Origin of the sequence: Bacillus sp. HMA207 (genome assembly GCF_003402455.1) — a bacterium.
Taxonomy (GTDB): domain Bacteria; phylum Bacillota; class Bacilli; order Bacillales; family Bacillaceae_G; genus Bacillus_A; species Bacillus_A cereus.
This window is the reverse complement of the sequence record NZ_BEZT01000001.1, coordinates 3,611,829-3,635,621: the sequence shown is the minus strand read 5'-3', so window position 1 is coordinate 3,635,621 and position 23,793 is coordinate 3,611,829. Positions and strand designations below refer to the sequence as shown.

Here is a 23,793-nt window from a genome sequence, read left to right as displayed (position 1 = left end):
CAGATAATTAGAAAAAATAACCAAAAGGATATATAATATTGCTTAATAAATAATTTTAATGAATTACATATATTTCATTTGGTGTATTAATTGAATATCATAATTTAAAATTTTATTAAGCAAGAATCTCGGTTACTTATTGCATTTCTAACATAGGGTGAGATAGAAAAATACAATAGTGTGGAGGTTTTTATAATGACGTTTGTTCTTAGTAAAATGAATGGGTTTAGCATAGAAGAAAAGGTACATGAATTTGAATCTAAAGGATTCCTTGAAATCTCAAATGAAATCTTTTTACAAGAGGAAGAGAATCATCGTTTATTAACACAAGCACAGTTAGATTATTATAATTTGGAAGATGATGCGTACGGTGAATGCCGTGCTAGATCTTATTCAAGGTATATAAAGTATGTTGATTCACCAGATTATATTTTAGATAATAGTAATGATTACTTCCAATCTAAAGAATATAACTATGACGATGGCGGGAAAGTTAGACAGTTCAATAGCATAAATGATAGCTTTTTATGTAATCCTTTAATTCAAAATATCGTGCGTTTCGATACTGAATTTGCATTTAAAACAAATATAATAGATACAAGTAAAGACTTAATTATAGGTTTACATCAAGTAAGATATAAAGCTACTAAAGAAAGACCATCTTTTAGTTCACCTATTTGGTTACATAAAGATGATGAACCAGTAGTATTTTTACACCTTATGAATTTAAGTAATACAGCTATTGGTGGAGATAATTTAATAGCTAATTCTCCTCGGGAAATTAATCAGTTTATAAGTTTGAAGGAGCCTTTAGAAACTTTAGTATTTGGACAAAAGGTCTTCCATGCCGTAACGCCACTTGGAACAGAATGTAGTACGGAGGCTTTTCGTGATATTTTATTAGTAACATTTTCTTATAAGGAGACAAAATGAGAGAGAATAAAATAATTATGATTTCTGGAGCCAATAGCGGTATAGGTCATGCTTGTATAAAATACTTTTTAGAAAAATCATTTTATGTAATAGCGCTTGATATTAATAATAATAATTTAATAGATTATATGAAAACAGATATGCCTTTGAAAGTAGTGCAAATTGATTTAAGTAATAGCGAAGCGATTCATAATCTTTTTACTCAATTAGATTTAGAAAAGCTTTCTCCTGATATATTAATAAATGCAGCTGGTATTCGAGAGATAACACCTGTTTTACATTTATCCGATGATATGTTTAAAAAAGTAATTGATGTAAATTTAGTAGCCCCATTTATCCTTTCTAGGGAAGTAGCTAAGCGATGGTGTGAATCGAAAATAAAAGGTTGTATTGTGAATATAGCATCGGTTTCTGGATTAATGGCTGAACCAGAGCGAGCTGCTTATGTTGCATCAAAGCATGCTTTAATCGGATTGACTAAACAGATGGCTATGGAATTTGGTAAGCAAAATATAAGGGTAAATAGTATTTCTCCCGGTGTTATTAGAACTGAACTTACAGAAGAATACTTTAGTAATAAAGCCTTGATGTCTATGATAAAAAGTAATCAATCTTTAGATACTTGGGGGTTGCCGCAGGATATTGTTTCATGTATTGAGTACTTGATTTCTGATCAGGCCCGCTTTATTACTGGTTCTAATTTTGTAATTGATGGTGGTTGGACTGCTGGGAAAAATTTATAATTGAGTGTTTTTGAGGAAAAGCACCTGTCCTTTTTTTAGGCTGGTGTTTTTCTCACTATAAACCGAGTTTTTATTGGAGGGGGATTAATTTGCTTCAAAAGAGTTTTAAGCAAGAGAAAACGGTACCGGCCTTAAAGATGATAGCATCAATGGTTATCTTTGGATCAGTTGGCTTTTTTTCGGTTCAAACAAACTTACCTTCGTTTGAATTAGTGTTTGTAAGGTGTATTTTTGCGACAATATTTTTAAGTGTATGCTGGTTGCTTACAGGGCAATATAAACAAGATAAATGGGAACGAAAAGAAGTTATTCAAGTTTTAATATGTGGCTTTTTCTTAGTATTTAATTGGGTTTTCTTATTTAAAGCCTTTGAAAATATGTCAGTTACAATTGCTATCTCAGTTTATCATCTTGCACCAGTAATTGTACTGTTAATTGGAAGTATCGTCTTTAAAGAAAAATTAACATTCATATCTATCATTTCAATAATTGTGTGTTTTGCAGGAGCTTTGTTAATTGCTGGTATCGATGGAAGCTTCTCTTTCGGTTCATTAATGTCTTCAGGTATGATATGGGGATTTCTTGCAGCTCTCTTTTATGCATTTACAACTTTATTTGGTAAAGGGATTAACAAAATGAGTGCGTATGCAATGACATTTTTACAAACATTCTTGGGGATATTTCTTTTAATACCATTTATAGATTTAGATGCTTTTAGTGGCCTCACTCAAAGTAATTGGACATATATTATAGCTACTGGTTTTATTCACACAGGGATAGTATATTATCTGTTTTTTGATAGTTTACGCTATTTATCTACAAAAACAATCTCAATATTAGTTTTTTTAGATCCGGCAGTGGCAATATTATTAGATACTGTACTTACTGGATTCCGTCCAACTTTAATGCAAATAACAGGAATTCTTTTTATTTTTATTGGCATGACTTTAACATTAAAAAAATCTAAAGATAAAAAACTGAGCCAAAAAGAAAAGCGAATTGAAAGCGATGCTAGTATATCTCAACAATAATGAAATATATTGTGTATAAAACGATAAACCTTACATGAATCATGTAAGGTTTATTTTAGTTCAATATAATTCATATTTATAATACATAATTTTCAAAACTGAGGTGTGTGTTTCTTTAATATGCTTTTGATTCAACTATTTTTATTTGACTATAAATTTACAAAAATGTATATGAAATCTTATTTTTTGATAATATATAAGTAATAAATTCATAGAATTGGAGTGATGAGATGCAGCCGTTAGAAAGGGAGATTCATTCTAATATGCTGAAAGTGTGGCGAATTCACGCTTTAATTGGGACGGCAGTTATACTAACAGTCGTAATTGCGTATTTCTTTTTTATGATTAACTTTAACTGGTGGGGCTGGTTGTTTGGACTATTAGTAACAGGAGCTATTACATTTATTCCACTTGATTATTTTGTGTTTCCAAATTTACGTCAGCGCTATTATAGTTACAGATTAAATGAAGAAGAGATTGAGATTCAAAAGGGAATGTTCGTTGTAAAACGCGTACTTATTCCGATGATCCGTGTGCAGCACGTAACGATTGAGCAAGGGCCGATCATGAGAAAGTATAATTTAGCAGAATTACATATTTCAACAGCCGCAACTTCTCATAGTATTCCAGGTTTAACGAAAGAAGAAGCAGAACAGCTGAAAAGACAAATTGGAGAACTTGCGAAAGTGAGTGATAAGGATGTATAAGAGGCAACATCCGATTACGATATTGTTAGGTATTAGGATTGCGAGTTTGTTGCCACTTATTATTCTTGTTTTATTTAAACCTGATGAACAAGTGGAACCTTGGTATTTATTTTATCTTTTTCTTCTGGTTGTTTTATTCATCATGGCTATTTTTTCAGCAATTAAATGGTATTTTAAAGTGTACTGGATTGAGAATAATATTTTACATATAAAGCACGGTGTTTTTGTAAAGAAGGAAAGCTATTTAAATAAAGAGCGTGTACAAAATATTAGTACGTCTTCTAACATCATTTATCAAATGCTCGGACTTATGAAGTTAAATATAGAAGTAGCCGGTGGTGGTAATGAACCAGAAGTGATGTTGGCTGGTATTAAAGAAGACGAGGCAAAACATTTAATTTCTTTATTACATAAGAAAGAAACTACTGTAAAAGAAGAAATAGAAGAGGAAGAAAGCAAGACGGTTTATCAGTTAACAGCGAAAGAGGTTTTAGCCGCAGCGATTACATCTGGTCGGTTCGGACTAGTGTTCTCTGGACTAGTACTTCTTTACACAAAGTTTGATTTTGTTCTTCCTGAAGGATTCACAAGTAAAGTAGAAGCGTATGTGATGGGAAACGGTGTTTATAAACTAATTGTAATTGCATTAATTTTAATGGGAATTTCGTGGATTATTTCCACGGCTGGATATGTGTTGAAATATGCAAACTTTAAAATTGAGCGAAAAGGGGAAGAGATTCGTATCGTTCAAGGATTATTTGAAAAGAAAGAGTTTGTCTTAAAATTGCACCGCATTCAAGCGATTACTGTAAAAGAAGGTATGCTTCGCCAGCCGTTTGGCTATTGTGCTGTTGAAGTGGAAGCAATTCAAAGTATTGGAGCAGCAAGTAACGAAGTAATGTTGCATCCATTTATGAAGAAAAAAGATGTACAGCACCTGATCACATATTTAGAGTTACCATATGAAATCGAAGCGGAGATCGTTCACTTACCAAAAACAGCGTTGCGTCGTTATTTCATTATGGGCTGGTTAATAAGTATCATACTCACAGTTCTAATTGCCAGCGTGAGTATATATTTTAAACAATATATTGCGTTGTTTGTTATTTTACCGTTATTTATCGTGTTTTCGTTATTTGCGTATGCTAGATATAAAAGTGGCGGTTATGAATTAAGAGAAAATCAACTAACGGTTGTATATCGTAATTTTTCGAAATATACAGGAATAATGCGAAGAAGACATGTTCAAGCAGTAGGTTATAATCAATCGTATTTTCAAAGAAAAGATGAATTATGTACAACTCTTGTAGCGGTAGCTGGGCGGGGTTATGAAGTAAAGCATATGAGAAAAAAAGATTCACTTCGTATATATAATTGGTACAAAGAAAAAGGAAACACCGGTGTGTAATGGTGTTTCCTTTTTGTCATTAAATTGATATCTTTAGTCGAATCGTTGATATATTTCAAGATATGATAGATATATTCGGAAAATCGTTGATATATTTCAAGATATGATAGATATATTCGGAAAATCGTTGATATATTTCAAGATGTGATAGATATATTCGGAAAATCGTTGATATATTTCAAGATATGATAGATATATTCGGAAAATCGTTAATATAATTTCACGTACTGTTAGTGTTGTATTATGTTTTAATTAAACTAACACATCAAAAGTAGTCACAAAAGATGGACGAGAGAAAATACTCTTTTGCTGTTCCGCATGTGGATGCGCTGGAGCTTGTCCTTCTGCTTGCGTGGGACGTTTTTTATGAGCGTTTTCGAATGAACGTGATTCTGTCCAGTCTTTAAAGTTTTGCTCTGTTTCCCACATCGTTAAGATGACGTATGTATCGTTACTTAATGGGCGTAGAACACGGATCGCTTGGAATCCTGGTTCGTTTTCAATAAGGCCTGCGCGGTTTTTAAAGCGGTTTTCGAATACTGGGCGACCTTCGTCTGTGACAGAAATGTTGTTACAAACGATATAGCCAGGTTGTCCTTTAAATTCACCGACAGCATCTAGTACATCATATTGAAGTGAACCTTCTACAGATTCTTCTGTATTTTCTTTATAAAACATATTTTTTTCATCATTTTTTGCAGTGAAATGTGCTTGTTCTAGAGGTGTTTCGTATGAAATAATAGCCTTCATTTTAATGCCCCCTTAATAGTTTGTTTCTATTATATCAACTCTCTTAAAAAACTTCGAAGATTATATACATAAAGATACTTCTTTTTCAAATAATAAATGTACCATCATTTGGAAAGAAGGACGATGTATGAAGAAAGTAAAGTGGACTTTATTAGGCGGCGTCGCAACGTTCGTAGTAGCGATTGTAATCTATAAACTTATCGTGTTAGCTGGTGGCTATATGATGGATGAAAAGCAGCTCGTTTTCCACTCTTCATCACGTATCGTTGACCAGAAAGGGAAAGAAATTACGAAATTATACGTAGAAAATAGAGAGCTCGTACCGATCGAGCAAATTCCGAAGTATGTGCAGCAGGCGTTTGTTGCGGTGGAAGATTCTCGTTTTTATGAGCATCAAGGGATTGATTATCCGTCTATATTCCGTGCTCTTTATAAAGATACGTTAGCTAGAGAGAAGGTAGAGGGCGGTAGTACCATTACGCAGCAACTCGCTAAAAACGTCTTTTTAACTCGTGAAAAAACATTTACGCGCAAATTGAAGGAAGTCGCAATTTCTCTTCAATTAGAGCAAAAATATACGAAGCAACAAATTCTTGAAATGTATATGAATCATATTTATTTTGGTCATGGGGCTTACGGTATTCAAGCGGCAGCAAAGTTGTATTTTAATAAAAATGTTGAGGATTTAACAGTAGAGGAAGGGGCAATGCTTGCAGGCCTTCCGAAATCACCAAACGGATATTCACCGTACTATTCTGCAGAGAAGAGTAAGGAACGCCGTGATCTAGTGTTGTCACTTATGCATAAACAAGGCTATTTGACTGCAGAAGAAAGCGTTCGTTATCAAGGGAAGACAATTGCTCTATATAAAAATTTAGATGAGAATGAGCTTGCATATATGCCGTATATTGATATGGTCATAGATGAAGCCGCTCGTTTATACGGATTGTCTCATCAAGAAGTACTTCGCGGAGGATATACGTTTGTCGTACCTATGGATGAAAAGATTCAAAAGGTAGCATATAACCAGTTTCAAGATGCAAGGAATTTCCCTGGGAAAGAAGAGGGGGCGCAAGGTGCTTTCTTATTAATGGATAATCGTACGGGAGGGATTAAAGCGGCGATTGGGGGAAGAAAGTACGTCCCGAGAGGATTTAATCGTGTTTTTGCCAAAAGGCAGCCTGGATCTGTTTTAAAACCACTTATCGTTTATGCACCAGCACTAGAAACGAAAAAGTATAATCCGTATTCTTTATTAACGAACGAAAGAAATTCTTTTGAAGGGTATGAACCTCGAAATTATAATCATGAGTATTCAAAAGAAATGACGATGTATGATGCGATTTTAGAGTCGGCAAATGTACCGGCAGTTTCTTTATTAAATGAGTTAGGGGTAGAAGAAGGAAAGCAATATTTAGAAAAAGGAAATGTTCATATTGCAGATGCTGGTTTAAGTACAGCGCTTGGCGGATTGAAAAATGGCGTTTCAACATTTGATCTTGTAAAAATGTATCGTTCATTTTTAGCAAATGGAAATATTATCGAGCCGCACGTTATTGATAAAGTATTAAATAGACACGGTGCAGTCATTGGGGAATCTCCAAAAGTAGAGACAAAAATCTTCTCGAAGCAGACAGCATGGTATATGACGAAAATGTTAGAAGGAGTTGTGAAGGAAGGAACAGCGAGAGTTGGTGTATATAACGGTGCGTTAGCTGGAAAAACGGGTACAACTTCATTGCCAAATGACGATAAGGGAGCAAGAGATATGTGGTTCGTTGGTTATACACCGAACTTAGTAGGCGCTGTTTGGATTGGTTATGACCGTACGGATAAGGAGCATCAGTTGCAAGGAGAAAGTGCATCTGCGACAAAATTGTTTAAGAAAATTTTAACGAAGGCTAATGTAGAACATAAAGAGAAGTTTATGAAGCCTGAAGGTGTGGAAACAATCGGCGCTCCGATTCGGCTGCGCAAAATTGAAGATGTAAAAATGAAATTATCATTTAGCCCTTTCGGTTTATTTAAAGCAAAATTAAGCTGGACACCACTTCCAGATAACAGAATTATGTACCGAATCTATAGAGTGGAGAATGGAATTCATACGCATGTTAGCACTGTAAATGGTGCTGGGGAATATGAGGAAAAGTTCATTAACATATTTTCAAAACCGAGCTTTTACGTTGTACCATATAATACACAAACGAATCGTGAAGGAGAAAAGTCAAAAGTAGCTAAACCATAGTTTTTCTCTGTGTTATAATAAGAATGTTGTGAAAATAGTAAGCGTTTTTACGAGTGTTTGTGTCAATTTAATGAACAACGTACATAATATTATGCATTTTGTTTTTACAAGCTGTATAGTAAAAAAAGATAAATATCGAACGTATTCGAAGCATTGGTAAGGAAGGGAGCAAGGGTCTTGGTAAGAACTATAAATGAGACATTTTTAAAAGCATGTAGGGGGGAACGTACCGATTATGTACCAGCATGGTATATGCGTCAAGCAGGTCGTTCACAGCCGGAATATAGAAAGATTAAAGAAAAGTATTCTTTATTTGAAATTACACACAATCCAGAGTTATGTGCTTACGTTACAAAATTGCCGGTTGATCAGTATAACGTAGACGCAGCAATTCTTTATAAAGATATTATGTCACCACTACCTGCAATTGGTGTGGATGTAGAAATTAAATCAGGTATTGGCCCAGTTATCGATAACCCAATCCGTTCTTTACAAGATGTAGAAAAACTAGGGGAAATCAATCCAGAAGATGACGTACCGTACATACTAGATACAATTCGTTTATTAACGACAGAAATGTTAGACGTACCGTTAATCGGTTTTTCAGGAGCTCCATTTACATTAGCGAGCTATATGATTGAAGGCGGTCCATCTCGTAACTACCATAATACGAAAGCGTTCATGTATGCAGAGCCAAAAGCTTGGTTTGCTTTAATGGATAAACTAGCAGATATGGTTATTACATATTTAAAAGCGCAAATTAACGCAGGAGCAAAAGCAGTTCAAATTTTCGATTCTTGGGTTGGAACAGTAAATGTAGCGGATTATCGCGTATTTATTAAACCAGCAATGGAGCGTATTTTTGCAGAAGTTCGTAAGATGGGTGTTCCAATGATTATGCACGGCGTAGGAGCTGCACACTTAGTGAATGAGTGGCACGACTTACCGCTTGATGTAGTCGGCTTAGATTGGCGCTTACCGATTGAAGAAGCACGTGCACGGGGCGTTCATAAGGCGGTACAAGGTAATATGGACCCTTCATTCTTACTTGCACCATGGTCTGTTATTGAAGAACATGTAAAAGGTATTTTAGATCAAGGGATGAAACAGCCTGGTTATATCTTTAACCTAGGTCACGGTGTATTCCCAGAAGTAAATCCAGATACATTAAAACGTTTAACTACATTTATTCATGAATACTCTAAAGGGCAGTTAGCGAAGTAAAGGAGCATTGCTGTATGAAAAAGAAAATTGGTTTGCTTGTAATGGCATACGGAACGCCATATAAAGAAGAAGATATTGAACGTTACTATACACATATTCGCAGAGGAAGAAAGCCAAGTCCTGAAATGCTGGAAGATTTAACAGAGCGTTACCGTGCAATTGGTGGTATTTCTCCTTTAGCTACTATTACATTAGAGCAAGCTAAGAAGTTAGAGAAGCGTTTAAATGAAGTACAAGATGAAGTAGAGTACCATATGTATCTTGGCTTAAAACATATTGAACCGTTTATTGAAGATGCGGTGAAAGATATGCATAACGACGGAATACAAGATGCAATCGCACTTGTTCTTGCACCTCACTATTCTACGTTTAGCGTGAAATCGTACGTTGGACGAGCACAAGAAGAAGCTGAGAAACTTGGAAACTTAACAATTCACGGCATTGATAGCTGGTATAAAGAGCCGAAATTCATCCAGTACTGGGTTGATGCAGTGAAAGGTATATATAACGGTATGTCAGATGCAGAGCGTGAAAAAGCAGTATTAATCGTATCTGCACATAGCTTACCAGAGAAAATTATTGCAATGGGCGATCCATATCCAGATCAATTAAATGAAACAGCGGATTATATCGCGCGCGGAGCTGAAGTAGCAAACTATGCAGTAGGCTGGCAAAGTGCAGGAAACACACCAGATCCTTGGATTGGTCCAGATGTACAAGATTTAACGAGAGAACTAAATGAAAAGCACGGTTATACTTCATTCGTATATGCACCAGTTGGATTTGTTGCGGAACATTTAGAAGTTTTATATGACAACGACTTTGAGTGTAAAGTTGTAACGGATGAAATTGGTGCAAAATATTATCGTCCAGAAATGCCAAATGCATCGGAGGCATTTATTGATTGTTTAACAGATGTTGTATTAAAGAAAAAAGAATCTGTACTGTAAGAAGAAAGGAGGAGCCTGCTTGAGGAAAAAAGTTGTGATCGTCGGCGGAGGCATCACTGGATTAACAGCAATGTATAACTTACAAAAAAATATTCATGAAAAAAACTTGCCGATTGATACATTACTTATAGAAGCATCGGGTAAACTTGGCGGAAAAATTCAAACCGTTCGAAAAGATGGATTTACAATTGAGCGCGGACCAGATTCTTTCTTAGCACGAAAAGAAAGTGCAGCTAGATTAGTGAAAGAATTAGGTCTTGGCGATGAACTTGTAAATAATCAAGCCGGTCAATCATTTATCCTTGTAAACAATCGGTTACATAAAATGCCGAATGGATCAATGATGGGAATTCCAACGCAAATTACGCCGTTTCTATTTTCCGGGCTGTTCTCCCCAATTGGTAAACTAAGAGCTGGCTTTGATCTATTAATGCCGAGGTCAAAGCCAGTATCTGACCAATCACTCGGACAATTTTTCAGACATCGTCTTGGAAACGAAGTGGTTGAAAACTTAATAGAGCCGTTACTATCGGGTATTTATGCAGGGGATATTGATGAAATGAGCTTAATGTCAACATTCCCGCAAATGTATCAAATTGAGCAGAAACATCGCAGTATTTCACTCGGTATGCGTACGCTCGCTCCGAAAGAAGAGAAAGCTGAACCGAAAAAGGGAATGTTCCAAACAGTGAAAACAGGTTTAGAATCTATCGTAAAATCTCTCGAAGCAAAGATGCATGAAGGTACGATAATAAAGGGAACTCGCATTGAAAAAGTTGCGAAACAGGGTGATGGTTATACGATTACTCTTAGTAACGGAAAAGAAATAGAAGCGGACGCCATCGTAGTGGCAACTTCGCATAAAGTATTGCCGTCCATGTTTGCTCAGTACAAGCAGTTTCGTTTCTTCCGTAATATTCCATCCACATCCGTTGCGAATGTGGCACTTGCTTTCCAAAAGTCTGCAATCCAGCGCGATATTAATGGTACAGGATTTGTCGTATCACGAAATAGCGATTACACCATTACAGCATGTACGTGGACGCATAAAAAATGGCCACATACAACGCCAGAAGGAAAAACACTCCTTCGCTGTTACGTTGGACGTGCTGGTGATGAAGCGGTTGTAGAACAAACTGAAGAAGAACTCGTTCAGCTCGTACTAGAAGATTTAAGGAAGACGATGGATATTACAGAGGATCCAGAGTTTACAATCGTAAGTCGCTGGAAAGAAGCGATGCCTCAATATACAGTGGGCCATAACGAGCGAATGAAAAAGCTCACAACATTTATGGAGAAAGAGTTGCCAGGTATATACTTGGCAGGTAGCTCCTATGCTGGTGCTGGACTTCCAGACTGTATGAATCAAGGTGAGGAAGCTGCAAAGCGTGTATTATCTCATTTGGAGAAAGTAATAGATGCTGAATTAATCGCACAATAAATTATAAGAAACGCCTTCAATCATATTGAAGGCGTTTCGTTTATTATATAAAATACTTATTCGCCAATAAACATATATAAGTTATTTGGCTTTATAACAGCATCTCCTGCATAAATAACCCAATCTGTTAAGTTATCAAAATCTAAATGATAACTATTTCCTTCACTCATATCTTCTATAAAATATGGTTCATTGATGAGTATTCCTTGAATGAAATCTTCCGTAATGTTTTGCATTTCAAACCACATATGTTCGCTTTTACCCTCTTCATAGGAAACACCAAACTTAGCGAGAAAACGAAACTCTTCATTTGATTTTTCAATTTGAAAAATGTTGCTGAAATACCCGAAAGTATTTTTCGCATTATAAGCCATACGATCGGTTTCACTATTTGTTTTATAGAACATGAGCCCTGTAGCTTCCTCGTTTTCTTTGAAAAAACTTTCAATATATTCTTCTGAAGTATTAAATTTGAATAAGAGAACGGATGGAGATTGATGGTATTCATCTCGGGCATCCATTCCGCCTAAGAATGTATTTTGTGCATCTATTGGCTGTAATTTCACTTCTTCATCCTCGATTGAAGATAATTGGTCCATACTCGTTTTATGCCCTATATAAGATAATCCTTTCTCCCACGGAACAGCGACTGTATGTATAGAACCTTGCTGACTATGCGCGATAACGATAGGCTCATTCATAGGGACTTGTCCATTCTCAACGGCATTATTAGCAAATGTTTGAAAGAGATCGCCAATGCCGTAGTAGGAAGAAATGCGATTTGGAATAATTAACTCTATTTCAGTTACGCCCGCTCTTAAAAGGCCGTGTGTATGAAACCAATATTGCGTAGGCTCACCTTCTTTATCGTCTTCATAAACGGAATGAATAACGTATAAGTCAGGAATGTCAGGTAATAATTCATTTTCAACGTGATATTCAATATAGTTTCTAGATATCACTTTCATTGCTGCACTTGAATCGATTACAAATAACAAATCTGGGGCGAGGTTCCATAAAAATTGTATTTGCTGGAAAAAGCAGTCGAGTACATCGCCTACAAATAGCGTACGAGTGAAAATTTCAGTACCGAAAGCCGCATCTTCAAAATTACGATCTACAATTGTAGAATCTTGTCTATTGTACATTTTATATTCTTCTGGGTCATTCGCCTCATCAATATGCAGTTCATACGGTATGATTGTTTCATCCATATGTAACTCAACAATAAGGCTTGTCTCATCACTATAAACAATTTTTAACTCATCAACTTTAGTAGCGATATTTTCTAGCCGTTGTTTTAACTGCTCAATTGTAATTCTAGTTGGTATAACAGCAATCATATCTGAAAAATGACGTTCTAATGTTCCATTCATAGCTGCGCGGTATGTTTCTGTTTGCACTTCCATCCAATCACTCCTATTCAAATGAATCCATTTTACATGCCAATCAAATGTCGATATTTTCTGTTTTCTCTCTCTAACATTATAGAGTGCATTTGTAGAAGGTGTAAAATTATTATTTTGTATTATAGTTTGAAAGCTTGTAAATTAAATAAATCTTTTGTAAAATTTGTCGAAAAATAGTTCTATATAACGAATCATTTGTTATGATAGAAATGCTGAGAAAATATGAAATAGGGAGAGGAAAATGGCTGTGAAGAAATTGTTAAGTGTCTTTTTATCATTCTTGCTATTGCTTTCATTTACTGGAACTTTAGCGCAAGCAGAAGAAACTGCTTCTATGTCAGTAGAAAAAGCAATTCAAGTATTTAAGCAGCAAGGGAAAACGAAGGGGATTGTGGAAGGATATATTGTCGGATATACGCAAAGTTCTTCTAAATATACGAAGGATCCAGCTAAGTTTGATGATACAAACGTAGCAATTGCAGATTCGCCAAACGAAACGAATCCAGACAAAATCATGCCCGTTCAGTTGCCAAAAGGTGATGTGAGAACGGCAGTGAATGTAAAAGATCACCCTGAAAATATCGGGAAGAAAGTTAGTTTGACTGGGACTCTTGAATTATATTTTAGTAACCCAGGTTTAAAATCAGTAACAGCTTATAAGTTTCAAGGTGAAGGACAAAACCGTGTTAGCGATGTAGTAGCTTCACCGAACGGTGGAGAAGTTGCTAAAGGAACAGCGGTAACATTAACGACGAATACAGAAGGTGCAACGATTTACTATACGTTAGATGGCTCTAATCCTACTAATAAAAGTGTTCTTTATAATGGACAGATTATAGTGAATGAAAATAGTGTAGTGAAAGCAATCGCAGAAAAAGAAGGACTTACTTCTTCAGCAATTTCGACATTTTCATTTATTATCGTAAATAATGAACCAGTTCGTATTCATGACATTCAAGGAAAATCACATATGTCTCCTTACAACGGGAAGAAAGTAAACAATGTGGAAGGCGTTGTCACAGCGCTTGATAAAAACGGCTTTTATATAGAAGACAATCAGCCAGATAATGATCCAGCTACTTCAGAAGGTATGTACGTATATAAAAAAGATGCGAATGTAGCAGTAGGAGATCTTATTCAAGTTGATGGAGTAGTAGAAGAATATGTTGGACCAGGATATGCAGAGCGATTTGAAACAGACTTAACGACGACAGAAATTAAGGCGAGTCGCGTTGCTGTAATCGCAAAAGATCAATCTTTGCCAGCACCGATTGTACTTGGGGAAAACGGTGTGAAAATCCCGGACCAGATTATTGATAATGATGCATTCGGTTTATTTGATCCAAATGAAGATGCAATCGACTTTTATGAAAGTATAGAAGGCATGCGTGTTACGATGCCAACACCAAAAATTATTGCACCTCAGAAAAATGGAAATTTATATGTAACAGTAAAAAATGGTGGAGATAAAATAGTAACACAATATGGCACACCTCTATTAGATGAAAACCAATTAAACCCAGAGCGTCTTTCTGTAAAAGTACCTCGCGATTATGTAGCAAAAGTAGGAGATATTTTTACTGGAGATATAACAGGGGTAGTAGGATATGATTACGGTTCTTTCCGTATTTCGCCAATAACAGAACTGCCAGCTGTAGTGGATGGTGGATTTAAGCAAGTAGGCGCAAATATTCAGCCACGTCTTGATAAGTTAACGGTTGCTACATATAACATTGAAAACTTCTCAGCGAATAAAAAAGAAACAACAGATGAAAAGGTAAAAGCGTTAGCGTATTCTATTAAATACAACTTAAAAATGCCAGATATTATCGGTGTAGAGGAAATGCAAGATAATAACGGATCAATTAATGACGGTACAACAGATGCGTCATTAAGCGCAAAACGTATCATTGATGCAGTGCTAGAAATTCGTGGACCGAAGTATGAGTATGTAGAAATCGCTCCAAACAATAATCAAGACGGAGGAGCACCAGGAGCGAATATTCGCGTCGGCTTCTTCTACAATCCATCACGCGTGAAATTAGCGACGGTACCAAAGTTACTTGATAAAAATGTTGTTCGTATTGGAGACGAAAATCCATTATTTGAAAGTACACGTAAACCGTTAGCGGCAGAATTTACGTTCCAAGGACAAAACATTGTTGTCGTTGCAAATCACTTAAACTCAAAACTAGGAGATGCAACGCCATTTGGAAAAGTGCAGCCGCTCGTATTAAAAAGTGAAGACAAACGAATTCAGTTAGCACAAGAAGTAAATCATTTCGTGCAAGGAATTCAGAAAAAGAATACGAATGCACCAGTTGTCGTGTTAGGTGATATGAACGATTTCGAATTCTCTAAACCACTAAAAACACTAGAGGGAACAATCTTAAAAGATATGTTAAACACAGTGCCAAAAGAGAATCGTTACACGTACATTCACGAAGGAAATGCACAAGTGTTAGATCATATTTTAGTAACAAATAATATCGCACCACACACAATTGTAGATCCAGTGCACTTAAACTCAAATATAATGAAAGAGCACGGGCGTGTAAGCGACCATGACCCAGTACTTGCTCAAATTGATTTGAAGAAAGCTTCTTAAAGAAAGGAACGCTTAGGTGACTAAGCGTTCTTTTTTTGCATCGTTATAGAATAGTATAAAGAGATGATTCCTTTTTTTGTAATCTAATGATAAAATTGATTGAATATTTAGTTTTTAAAAAGGAGGACAACAATGCAGTTACAAATAAATGGAAAGGTAATGAATCAGTTTGCAATTTTTTTTAGTACGATCGTCATGCTTCAGTTTGTAGCTGATATAACAGGACTTATAAGCAATCTAGATATTACGTATAACTTAATACATACAGCAGCTTCTTATATAACATTTAGTTTGGCGGTTATTTTCACTTTAATAGGTGCAAGAAGAGAATTAAGTAAATATGCAATTGTTTCATTATGTTTAGTAGTAGCGATTAAAGCGATTTATTTTGTAGCGGTTGTTATTTTATGGGGATTGGCAGGTACACCGTAAGTGAATAGTAAATAAAACCCTAATTTCCAATATAGTAAGGAAATTAGGGTTTTATTATACTTGAAACGCCTTTCTACACCGCTCTCTTTTTTGCAACCTTCTTCTATATTTTTTTCTATCACGTTTTACTCCTTGTATATACATGATTAAGCTAACGAGGAGGAAGAAGGCACATTGTATTGTCAAAATATATGGTGACATGCCATGCAGCGGCTGCCTTGGATCATATAAATGAATAGGCGCTCCACCTATTGTAGGGAGTACCGTATTTAGCAGGACGTAAGGAATAGAGGTAGTTGCAAATGGAAATAGAAGCGCCATATAGTCCTTTTGGGACCATGCAGATGCAGCAAGTCCTAAAAGAGCCATCAGACCTGCAAATAAAAAATTAATTCCGATATATACAGCAATGTAAGTGATGGGAGAAGTTTCATATAAGTTTGCGAACATCCCGTTATCATTTATAATGCCTGAACCAGCCGTTGGTACTCCGTCTGGAATGGTTAATTTGCAAAATAATAACGATAAGATGAATGGAAATGTATAAAGAAGTCCGCCGCAAAAAAATGTAACGATATATTTCGTTACTGAATAAGAAAATAAAGAAATTTCTTTACTGACAAACGGTTTAAAACCATCGGACTTATCCGAGTTATAACTTGTACTAAAGGGAAGACTTGCAATAACTGGCATTAATAATAAATAAACATCCATTTCATTTCCACGAAATCCAATCCATTTAATATCCGTCGATATAGGTCCATTCGCAGCGTCTCCTAAATAACGAATTACATAATAATAATGATAAATACAAATAAGAACAAATCCACTAAACATAATAATTAAAGAAACACGATTACAAAAAGCTTGCTTTATATTTAAACGAAGTGCACGCATCATGACTGAAAAAGCCTCCACTGTTTTGATAAACTTGTCTATTTTCTATATTACTATTAATTGTAAAGATTTTCTTGTTTTTTTATTTGATTATTTGAAAAAGAGGAAATTTGTTGTTGGTAAGTAAGGTTTAGCTGAAATTAATTTTTCTAAAATATGGTTGACAATTAAGTATTACATTTGTAATCTTAATTATAGATTACAAATGTAATACTTAGGAGTGAAACATACGATGACAAATCAATTACCTAAAATATCTGAAGCGGAATTAGAAATTATGAAAGTACTTTGGTCGAGTTCTCCGCAAACAGCGAATGAAATTATAGAAGAACTGGAAGATGCAATGGACTGGAAACCGAAAACAATCCGCACATTAATTAATCGATTAGTGCAAAAGGAAGCCGTTTCTTACCATCAAGATAAAGGGCGTATGTACGCTTATTACCCGTTAGTATCACAACATAATTATTTGCAAGTGGAAACGAAATCTTTACTAAAACGTTTTTGCGGTGCAGCGTTTAAGCCATTACTTGTTAATTTCTTAAAAGAGGAGAAATTATCTTCAGAAGATATTAATGAATTAAAACGCATTTTAGATGAGAAGACAGAGGAGAATAAGAGGAAGGATCGATAAAAATGATAAACACGCTTATAAATGTATACCTTCCTCATTTTTTTGATTGGCTTATAGAAACGTCACTTATGGCCAGCATATTAGTTGGATTTATTTTATGTATAAAAGTTCTATTTAGAAATAAATTAACCCCCCGATGGCAATATATGCTGTGGATCGTATTAATGATAAGACTCCTTTTACCGTGGTCGCCAGATAGCTCTTATAGCATTTACTCATTACTTTCCTATAGTTCTAGTGTATCGGAAGTTATTCCAAAAAATATGCCGGCTACTGAGAATATAGTGAACATAGAAAGCGACCGTAAAGTGGAATTGGAATCAAATCCTAAAATGGTGACAAAAACTAGCGAACCGGAAGTAGAAGTCAGTTCGGAAAAACAGACTACATTGTCTTTATACAAAGTTGCTTTGTATGTTTGGCTAGCTGGGGTAATCATATTAGCAGCCATCACGTTTCTTACAAATAGACGTTTATATTCTTACATAAAGAAACAACCGGATATTACGGACGAACAGGTCACTACAGTGTTTAATCGCTGTAAGCAGTCTATGAAAATGAAGAAGGCAGTTTCGTTACGTCTAGCGGGAAAGATTGCGAGCCCAACTGTGTTTAGTTTCTTTCGTCCGAAAGTATTACTATCAAAAAAACATATGAAAGTATTAAATAAACAACAATTACAATATGTCTTTTACCATGAGTTAGCTCATATTAAGAGAAACGATGTAGCTGTAAATTGGATTATGTACAGTTTAATCCTATTAAATTGGTTCAATCCGATTCTTTGGTACGCCTATTTTTGTATGCGAGAAGATCAAGAATTAGCCTGTGATGCATATGCACTTACTTTTATAGATAAAGAGGAGCAAATTGCATACGGACATACAATTATTACCCTTCTACAACACTATTCCTATCAAGTACCAAGCCTAGCAAATTTAAGTAGAAATAAACGAACACTAAAAAGGAGAATCATTATGATTAAAAAATTCCAAAAGAAATCGTATCGTCTTTCTTTACTCGGAGTTATTGTCATAGTTGCTATAGCATCCCTTTCTTTATTCAACGCACGTACAACGGAAGGAAAAGAAAAGCAAGAGGATAAAGTAGAGCAGTCAAAGGATGCTTTCCAAAATGCTGTAGATACATTATTTGGTACAGAGGAAAAGGCGAGAAAAGAGTGGGGGATGTCAAAATGGCAATATGAAAACCGAACAGCCTTTTTATATCATGCTGAAAAAGCTTTAACAAAGGAAGAGTTTGAGAATTATGTGCAGTTATATAAAGAGGTATTGCAGATCGAGAAAAAAGGATTAGTTAGATTAAACTTACCCGAAAATTTCCAAGGGGATATAAAAGAGGTGAAAGAAGAGCGCTTAAGTACAGAAAATCGTGAAAAATTAAAAGAAATTCATAATAAAACAACTCCTTATGAGGATAAGGTAGGGAAATATTTAACATATACAGTTGAAGAAGTGCAGCAACATGTTGATTTCCAAATCAAGAGGCCAACTTATACAATTAAAGGATATACCCAAAAAGACGAAAGAGTGAATTATTATCTTAAGATAAAACCGGAATTCACTATTGAATTAGAATATACGAACGGAAAAGGAAATTATACAATTTCTCAATCGCAAGTTTTTGGGGAAAGCAAAGACCCATTTAGCCACCAGTTTATAGTGCCTGAAAATATAGAAAAGTACGAACTAGAAGGTAATCAAATATTCTACGCTACTCATCACTCGGATAGTAATTTACAAGGTATGAAGATGATTGTTCCAGCAAAAGGGAAAAATAGTGCATACCAAATCGTTATTATTAATCATAGTTTAGAGAACCCAGGAGAAGCAGTATTCGATAAGAATGTAAATAAAGAAGAATTAGAGAAAATTATGCTTTCTATGTTGAAATAGCAAAAAGGTGTTCTTAAGATGTATATCTCTAGAACATCTTTTCCTTTTCTCTTTTCTTCTGATAAACTATGGAAAGTATGATATACACTGACTGAAATTTTTTTATACTGGAAATAATAAAAAGAGAACTTGTATAGAATGTAAGCGTGTGGTAATATCAAAGATGTACTGATTGACTATATTATCCAATTGGTCATTTTTGGAGGTGATGATGTGGCAATAGATCGAAAACGTTCTATTATTGAGGCTGCAACAAAGTCTTTTTCAGCGTTCGGCTATAAAGCAACAACGATGGATCAAGTAGCGAAGTTAGCGAATGTAGGAAAAGGAACGATTTATACTTTTTTCAAAAATAAAGAAGAGCTATTTGGTGAAATTATTTCTAATTTAATTACAGAAATGAAGCAAGTTGCAGAAAGTGCAATTCGTTCAGATGTTTCATTTTTTGAAAATGTACATAGAGCATTATATAGCATCTTGGAATTTAGAAAAGAACATCAGCTTATGATTAAATTAATTCAAGAAGAGCGCGATATGGGAACGAAAGAAGTACAAGAAGTTATGCAACAAGTTGATGTGGAAATCGTTTCTGTTATTCAATCGTATTTAAAGATTGCGATTGAAAAAGGTGAAATTAGCAAATGTGATCCAGAAATTACAGCATTTATTATGCTTCGTCTATATGTATCGCTTATTTTTGATTGGGAAAAAAATCATGAACCGCTAGAAAAAGAAAAAATTGCAGAGTTATTTGAACTTTATTTACTAAAAGGATTGTCAAACTAAGATAATCCTTTTAATTTTATAAAAAAATGACCGAATGAACAATGTGGTCATATATTTAAGTTAAGGGGGGATATAGAAAAAATATAATCATAATGAGAAAAAGTTGCATAGTAATAAATTCGGGAATAAGGCATATGTATGAACAAGTATAGCCTTTTTGTTTGGGTAAAAATGACTATATGAACATTTTGGTCATTTTATAAAAGGGGGAGAAATGATGAAAGGGAATCAGTTACTTCGGAAAGAGTTCACGGAAATTATAAAAAGTAAAAAAATATTAATTCCAATTATTGCGGTCTTATTCGTACCGATTTTATATGCAGGGATGTTTTTGTGGGCCTTTTGGGATCCGTATAAACAGTTAGATGACTTACCAGTTGCAGTAGTCAATTTAGATAAAGGCGCAGTATTTGATGGGAAACCAATTGAGGTCGGAAAAGGGCTCGTTGATAATTTAAAAGATAATAAAAGTTTTAAATGGGAGTTCGTAAGTGAAAAAGAAGCAAAGAAAGGAATGGAAGGTAGAAAGTATTACATGTTAGTGCGCATTCCAGATGACTTCTCAAGTAACGCTACAACGTTACTAAAAGACAATCCAAAGCCATTAAACTTAGAGTACATTCCAAACGAAAGTTTAAACTTCTTATCTTCACAAATTGGAGGAACAGCCATTGAAAAGATTAAAACTGAAGTAGCAAGTACGTTAACGAAAACATATGCAGAGAAAATGTTTGATTCTATTAAAGATGTCTCAAAAGGATTAGCAGATGGGGCGGAAGGAGCAAATAAACTACATGACGGATCAAGTGAATTGCATGATGGTTCAAGTAAAGTGACGGATGGCCTTCATACGCTTCAAGGGAAATCTGGGGAGATGAAGGATGGAGTTGGTAGGTTAATAGATGGCTCTGGAAAAGTGACAGATGGCCTTTATACGTTGCAAGGAAAATCAGGGGAAATGACAATTGGTATTAATAAACTGTTAGATGGCTCAGGTCAGGTAACATCTGGTTTGTATACGTTGCAAGGGAAGTCAGGGGAGATGGCAACAGGTATTAATAAATTGTTAGATGGCTCAGGTCAGGTAACAGATGGCTCAAGTAAAGTAACCAATGGTTTAAATGTATTAAACGGTAAAACAGGAGAAATGAAGAGTGGAATTACTGAACTAGTAAATGGAGCAGGGCAGCTTTACGATGGTTCTAGTCAAGTTAATAGTGGTTTAAATTTACTTGTTAATAAATCGGGTGAGTTACAAAAAGGGATAGGAAATCTTTCTGATGGCTCAGGGCAATTGTATGGTGGTTTAAAAGAATTAGAGGATAAATCTATTGAATTAAATAATGGCTTGAAAAGTGTGTCTGCAGGCTCTAACAAATTAGAAAAAGGTACAGGCGAACTTTCAAGTGGTTTAGAGAAACTAGATGGTACAAAAAATCAATTAGAAGAAGGCGCACAAAAAATTCAGCAAGGTTTGCAAGATTTAAATAATCAAGTACACAGTGTTGTAACGAATCAATCAAATGAACAGAAATCATCCAATACAGTACAACAAGTAAATGCAGAGATAAATAAAACAGTGGAAAGCGTTGGGCAACTAAAAGAAGATTCGCTATCTAATGTAGAGAATGCAAATCAAATGACAAAAGATGTTGCAGCTTTGAAAGAACAAATCGCAAGTCTCCCACAAGAATATCAAGATAAGTTAGAACCATTTATAGCAAATGTTAAGAAAAGCACAGAGGCAGTTCAAAAGAAATCAACAGAACTTGTAGGGACAACAAATACAGCAAATAAAAATGTATTAGAGTTAAAAAGTGTAATGAGTGAGGAGAGAGAGGGAGCACAAATAAGGGTATCAAGTCCAGAAAATCTAAATGGTTTAGTAGCTGGTATCGAAAAATTAGCAAAAGAGCAAAATAAATTTCTTGCTAATTTCCAAGGATTTGGTCAAGGATTAGGGGTAGCAAAACTTGGAGCAAGTAATGTAACAGAGGGAAGTAAAGAATTAAATTTTGGTGTTAGCAAATTGGCTGAAAATGGGCCGAAGCTTGTAAGTGGAGTTAATGAATTGAAAAATGGTGCAGGTAAGCTAAGTGGTGGCTTAGGTGAATTATCTACAGGATCCAATCAATTAATTACAGGTGTAAATCAATTAGCGGATGGCTCTGGAAAAGTGACAAATGGTTTAGAAAAACTAAATGGTGGTTTAGGTGAATTATCTATCGGCGCCAATCAAATGGCAGTGGGGATAAATCAGTTAGCAGGGGGAGCTAGTCAAGTCACAGAAGGCTCCGGCCAAGTAACAACAGGCTTAGGCACATTATCAGTGGGAACCGGTCAACTAGTTGATGGAGTAAACAAGTTAGCAAACGGTTCCAGTCAAGTAACAACAGGCTTAGGCACATTATCAGGAGGAACCGGTCAATTAGTTGATGGAGTAAACAAGTTAGCAAACGGTTCCGGTCAAGTAACAACAGGCTTAGGTACATTATCAAATGGCTCAACCCAGCTAATCGACGGAGTAAATAAACTAGCAGACGGATCAGGAAAAGTAACTGATGGACTAGTGAAAGTAAACGATGGTTCAGGTGAACTTGCAGAGAAACTTGGCGAAGGAGCAGAAAAAACTGGTGAAGTGAAAGGAACAGATAAAACGTATGATATGTTTGCAAGTCCTGTAAAAGTGAAGACGGAGAAAATGGCGGAAGTTCCAAACTACGGAACTGGATTTACGCCGTACTTCTTATCACTCGGTTTATTCGTTGGGGCATTACTATTATCAATCGTATATCCATTACGTGATACAGTCGGCGTTCCGAAATCAGGGTTTAGTTGGTTTATTAGTAAGTTTGGCGTACTACTATCAGTTGGTATTATTCAAGCGATAGTAGCAGATGTTATATTACTGTTCGGATTGGGTGTAGAAGTACAAAGCATTCCATACTTCATACTCTTTAGTATCATTACAAGTTTAGCATTTATCGCATTAATTCAATGTTTAGTAACAGCATTCGGTGATGCAGGCCGTTTTATCGCCATCATCACATTAATTATGCAGCTTACAACAAGTGCTGGAACATTCCCGTTAGAGTTGATTCCGAAGTTTTTACAACCATTCAATGCTTGGTTACCGATGACATATTCTGTATCAGGACTGAAAGCAGTCGTATCAAGCGGAGACTTTGACTTCATGTGGCAAAACGTAGGGGTGCTCATGATTTTCATTGTTGTATTATCACTTGGAACAATTGCATCCTTAACTTGGATGCACAAACGACAATTTAGAAATATTGCGGAAAATCAATCGATTGAAGCTTAGAAAAAAGCACCTTTTTGGTGCTTTTTTATTTTAATAGAGGGCATCTTTTCCTTAGTTCATCTATAAATCTTTCTAAAAGCTATAGAAACGAAAGAAAAGGAATTACAACAATTTACAGAGAAACATAGGGTAGAGGAGTTGATATGATGAAAGGCAATCTTACTTATTATTTTATCGTAAATCCGCTAATAATCTTTCTTGTTTATGCCCTTTCACCTATATTGTTTGATAAAGAAGTATATACAAGTATGAAAGATGCATTTGGAATACTTACGTTCTATTATGTGTTAATGAGTGGATATTACTTTATTGATATTTTAAGTGAAAAGATAAAGAAAAAAAGTGATGGAGGATAAC

At 35.2% G+C, this 23,793-nt stretch carries 19 protein-coding genes; 16 read left to right on the top strand and 3 right to left on the bottom strand.

Annotation, left to right across the window (positions count from 1 at the left end):
- Positions 1-195 precede the first annotated feature (195 nt).
- From HMAS_RS18785 to HMAS_RS18765, 5 genes are all read left to right on the top strand, one after another.
- Positions 196-933, top strand: a complete 738-nt coding sequence (locus HMAS_RS18785; protein WP_000144813.1) for a 2OG-Fe dioxygenase family protein — start codon at positions 196-198, stop codon at positions 931-933.
- On the top strand, positions 930-1,676 hold the full coding sequence (locus tag HMAS_RS18780) for an SDR family NAD(P)-dependent oxidoreductase (RefSeq protein WP_001208949.1): 747 nt from the start codon (positions 930-932) through the stop codon (positions 1,674-1,676). Before HMAS_RS18785 ends, HMAS_RS18780 begins: the two co-directional genes overlap by 4 nt.
- A gap of 89 nt (positions 1,677-1,765) precedes the next feature.
- Positions 1,766-2,707, top strand: coding sequence for a DMT family transporter (locus HMAS_RS18775; protein ID WP_000939621.1), 942 nt, complete (start codon positions 1,766-1,768; stop codon positions 2,705-2,707).
- A 230-nt stretch (positions 2,708-2,937) separates the two neighbouring features.
- Entirely contained in the window at positions 2,938-3,414 is a 477-nt protein-coding gene (locus tag HMAS_RS18770) for a PH domain-containing protein (protein ID WP_001182725.1), read from the top strand.
- Positions 3,407-4,822 carry a PH domain-containing protein gene (locus tag HMAS_RS18765; protein WP_000278132.1) on the top strand — a complete coding sequence of 472 codons (1,416 nt, stop codon included), beginning with the start codon at positions 3,407-3,409 and terminating at the stop codon, positions 4,820-4,822. Before HMAS_RS18770 ends, HMAS_RS18765 begins: the two co-directional genes overlap by 8 nt.
- Before the next feature lie 252 nt (positions 4,823-5,074).
- On the opposite strand, the gene hmoB is transcribed toward HMAS_RS18765, so the two are convergent.
- Positions 5,075-5,572: a heme-degrading monooxygenase HmoB gene (gene hmoB / locus HMAS_RS18760; protein WP_000644062.1), complete on the bottom strand. Its 498-nt coding sequence runs from the start codon at positions 5,570-5,572 to the stop codon at positions 5,075-5,077.
- Positions 5,573-5,699: 127 nt separating this feature from the next.
- Here hmoB and HMAS_RS18755 point away from each other — a divergent pair, with 127 nt between their 5' ends.
- The 4 genes from HMAS_RS18755 (at position 5,700) to hemY (ending at position 11,432) form a co-directional block, all read left to right on the top strand.
- Complete coding sequence (locus HMAS_RS18755; protein ID WP_000756287.1) at positions 5,700-7,817, top strand: transglycosylase domain-containing protein; 2,118 nt, start codon at positions 5,700-5,702, stop codon at positions 7,815-7,817.
- A gap of 177 nt (positions 7,818-7,994) precedes the next feature.
- On the top strand, positions 7,995-9,041 hold the full coding sequence (hemE, locus tag HMAS_RS18750) for a uroporphyrinogen decarboxylase (protein WP_000252605.1): 1,047 nt from the start codon (positions 7,995-7,997) through the stop codon (positions 9,039-9,041).
- 14 nt (positions 9,042-9,055) lie between these two features.
- Entirely contained in the window at positions 9,056-9,991 is a 936-nt protein-coding gene (gene hemH, locus HMAS_RS18745) for a ferrochelatase (protein WP_000726779.1), read from the top strand.
- A gap of 19 nt (positions 9,992-10,010) precedes the next feature.
- Positions 10,011-11,432 carry a protoporphyrinogen oxidase gene (hemY, locus tag HMAS_RS18740; RefSeq protein ID WP_001228101.1) on the top strand — a complete coding sequence of 474 codons (1,422 nt, stop codon included), beginning with the start codon at positions 10,011-10,013 and terminating at the stop codon, positions 11,430-11,432.
- A 56-nt stretch (positions 11,433-11,488) separates the two neighbouring features.
- Here hemY and HMAS_RS18735 read toward each other — a convergent pair whose 3' ends face one another.
- The gene (locus HMAS_RS18735; protein WP_000453706.1) at positions 11,489-12,841 is read right to left on the bottom strand and encodes a DUF4026 domain-containing protein; all 1,353 of its coding nucleotides are present in this window, start codon (positions 12,839-12,841) and stop codon (positions 11,489-11,491) included.
- 241 nt (positions 12,842-13,082) lie between these two features.
- On the opposite strand from HMAS_RS18735, the gene HMAS_RS18730 reads away from it, so the two are divergent.
- Positions 13,083-15,449, top strand: a complete 2,367-nt coding sequence (locus tag HMAS_RS18730) for a DUF6359 domain-containing protein (RefSeq protein WP_000279273.1) — start codon at positions 13,083-13,085, stop codon at positions 15,447-15,449.
- A gap of 132 nt (positions 15,450-15,581) precedes the next feature.
- Positions 15,582-15,881: a hypothetical protein gene (locus HMAS_RS18725; protein WP_001176847.1), complete on the top strand. Its 300-nt coding sequence runs from the start codon at positions 15,582-15,584 to the stop codon at positions 15,879-15,881.
- A 54-nt stretch (positions 15,882-15,935) separates the two neighbouring features.
- On the opposite strand, the gene HMAS_RS18720 is transcribed toward HMAS_RS18725, so the two are convergent.
- On the bottom strand, positions 15,936-16,781 hold the full coding sequence (locus tag HMAS_RS18720; RefSeq protein ID WP_000984146.1) for a membrane protein: 846 nt from the start codon (positions 16,779-16,781) through the stop codon (positions 15,936-15,938).
- Between the two features lie 229 nt (positions 16,782-17,010).
- On the opposite strand from HMAS_RS18720, the gene HMAS_RS18715 reads away from it, so the two are divergent.
- From HMAS_RS18715 to HMAS_RS18695, 5 genes are all read left to right on the top strand, one after another.
- On the top strand, positions 17,011-17,412 hold the full coding sequence (locus HMAS_RS18715) for a BlaI/MecI/CopY family transcriptional regulator (protein WP_000184510.1): 402 nt from the start codon (positions 17,011-17,013) through the stop codon (positions 17,410-17,412).
- Between the two features lie 2 nt (positions 17,413-17,414).
- Positions 17,415-19,328 carry a M56 family metallopeptidase gene (locus HMAS_RS18710; RefSeq protein ID WP_033686608.1) on the top strand — a complete coding sequence of 638 codons (1,914 nt, stop codon included), beginning with the start codon at positions 17,415-17,417 and terminating at the stop codon, positions 19,326-19,328.
- Positions 19,329-19,541: 213 nt separating this feature from the next.
- On the top strand, positions 19,542-20,114 hold the full coding sequence (locus HMAS_RS18705; RefSeq protein ID WP_000963381.1) for a TetR/AcrR family transcriptional regulator: 573 nt from the start codon (positions 19,542-19,544) through the stop codon (positions 20,112-20,114).
- A gap of 217 nt (positions 20,115-20,331) precedes the next feature.
- Entirely contained in the window at positions 20,332-23,436 is a 3,105-nt protein-coding gene (locus HMAS_RS18700) for a YhgE/Pip domain-containing protein (RefSeq protein ID WP_070179172.1), read from the top strand.
- A gap of 143 nt (positions 23,437-23,579) precedes the next feature.
- Positions 23,580-23,792 (top strand): hypothetical protein, encoded by a 213-nt coding sequence (locus HMAS_RS18695; protein WP_025710375.1) that lies wholly within the window; start codon positions 23,580-23,582, stop codon positions 23,790-23,792.
- Position 23,793: the final 1 nt, after the last annotated feature.